At 47.9% G+C, this 2,331-nt stretch carries 1 protein-coding gene; it reads right to left on the bottom strand.

All coding sequences use genetic code 11. The features are described 5' to 3' along the window. Window positions 1-100: 100 nt before the first annotated feature. The gene (gene ltrA, locus J3348_RS14100) at window positions 101-1,783 is read right to left on the bottom strand and encodes a group II intron reverse transcriptase/maturase (protein ID WP_207699209.1); all 1,683 of its coding nucleotides are present in this window, start codon (window positions 1,781-1,783) and stop codon (window positions 101-103) included. Window positions 1,784-2,331 lie beyond the last annotated feature (548 nt).

The following is a 2,331-nucleotide window of genomic DNA, read 5'->3' as shown; positions in this document are numbered from 1 at the left end:
CACCAGCGGCGAGTAATCGGCTGGGTCAGCGGTGTTACCACCGCCTTCCCGCCTAAGAACCGTACGTGACAGTTTCCCGTCATACGGCTCAAGCATTTCATCACTTTTTCAAGCGGTTCTCAGCATAAATTCTCTGACAGGCGCAATGAACGTAGCGCATATTACGAACATCTTCCACGCCAGTCTTTGCTTTTGGTGCAAGGTAGAAGATTTCTCTTTCTTCCGTTACATACATCGGCATTCCGCAGTGGTAGCACAGCCCGTTCTGGTTTTTCCAAATCGTCTTGAATTTTCCAGTCAGCCGGTGCATTCCTTTATCGAATTTCCTTTTTTGAAAATACGCCTCATCGAGGAACGGATTTGCAGTAGCTTTTATCTTGGTATGTCGCACAATGGCTGTGCTGTCTACCCGTATCAGCTCCTTGTTTTCCGTAGAGAACACCCAGTTCCGATTACCGACACGATGCCAGTATCTCATGGAAATCCACCACTTGTTCTTCTTTGGGTGCCGTCTTTTAGCCCATCGCCACAGCAGTTCGTACAGGACATAATCCAGATGCGCGAACGCATCACTTGCGCATACGGACTGGTGGTAATTAGTCCAACCTCGAATTTGTTCATTCAACTTCATAATCAGAACATCTTGCTGCCACGCTTTTCCTCTGCGGAGAATCGTGTCAGAGATATTGGAAACGATAGCCTTGACCGCCTTTTTGGAAGGCTTGATAATCAGCTTTTCGTTATACTTTCTGAAGTTCCAGCCGAGGAAGTCGAAACCATCGTCAATGTTGGTGACAACGGTCTTTTCATCAGAAAGTTCCAATCCGCGTTCAGCGAGAAACTCTCGAATCAGCTCCTTTGCTTCAAGAGCCAGTTCAGGTGTTGCCGCTGTGACCACAAAATCGTCTGCATAGCGGACGAAGTTTACTTTGTGGGCATTCTTAAATCTTAAATCGACCTTACCGAGCGCGTTCGTGTGAAAGCGTTCGACCAGCTTCTTCTCGATACCATCCAGCGTCATGTTCGCCAGAATGGGGGAGATAATACCACCTTGCGGAGTTCCTTCCTCGGTAGGAAAGAGTTCGCGCTGATAGATAAATCCCGCCTTTAAGAACTGCTTCAAAATGTTCTTGTCCATGGGGATGTTCGCCAGAAGCCAATCATGGCTGATATGGTCGAAACAACCTTTGATGTCACCCTCCAAGACCCACTTCGGAGAAATGTGCTTGCGCGACAGTGCATTGAACAGATATTCGCAGGCATCCTGTGCGCATCTTCCTTTTCGGAAACCAAAGGATTTCCCATCTGCTGTTGTTTCCGCCACCGGCTCCAGTGCCAAAGCATAGAGAGCCTGCATTGCGCGGTCATACATTGTAGGAATGCCCAATGGACGCTTTTTCTTCTTGTCCTTCTTTTCGATATACACTCTACGGAGAGGACGCGCACGATACCCTTTATCTGTCAGCGATAGAACCGCTTTCATTTTCTTCGCCGGGGTGTTCCAGAGAACACCATCCACACCGGGAGTCTTGCGCCCATCGTTGGTAACGACACGCTTAACAGCCAGTGCTTTGGCGTAAAAGGAATGTGTCAGAAGATACTGAAGTCGTTTTACTGCGTTGTAGTCTTTTTGCTGAGTTGCCTTGACAATCCTGATTTGTAGCCTGTTGACTTCCCGCTCTGCCTTATGCCAATCAATGTTTTTCCATTGGGCACTCAACATAGCTTCGTCCGACAGCTTCTCAGAAGTTTTACCTTCCGTCGTTGAATACTTATCGTTCACAGGGATACCTCCAATCTTGCCATGAAATACCCGGAATAAGTCAGCACCCTTTCAGGTCAGGGCAAATTTTGAACCCCTATGCTCACCGTTACAGTGAACCGTTCGCTTTTTATTCCATCTCATACCCTCTGCACCGTTTCTCCCTCTTGCGAGGTCGATACCTTTATTAAAGGAGTGCATAGGGTTTTCCACGTTCCACGTAATGCATAATTCATGAATGCCTTAGCCGCCATCTTTGAACCGGGAGGATTTGTGTCCATTTGCTTCGGGGTAGCGAAAGGCCCCTTGGCCACCTCCAGCACCTTTTGGTGTAGGTGTATCAGCCTTATTTCACCTATTCCCTGTAACGATCCTTACGATGGTTCACATTACATTCGACATAGCATTCTTTACCCTAACGGTACGTCTGCTTTTAGGCTGGCAGATTTCCCATATTGTCCTGTGAGCTTCCCAACGCCGGCTTTTGACCAGTGCAGGTCACAGTAGGGTTACTCCAAATGGATAGAGTAGCGTTTACACGCAATACATTACGCGACTTCGTGTCGCAC

It is taken from the genome of Faecalibacterium sp. Marseille-Q4896, from assembly GCF_017377615.1.
GTDB lineage: Bacteria > Bacillota > Clostridia > Oscillospirales > Ruminococcaceae > Faecalibacterium > Faecalibacterium taiwanense.
The sequence above is the reverse complement of the archived record's forward strand: the minus strand, read 5'-3'. Positions and strand labels throughout refer to the sequence as shown.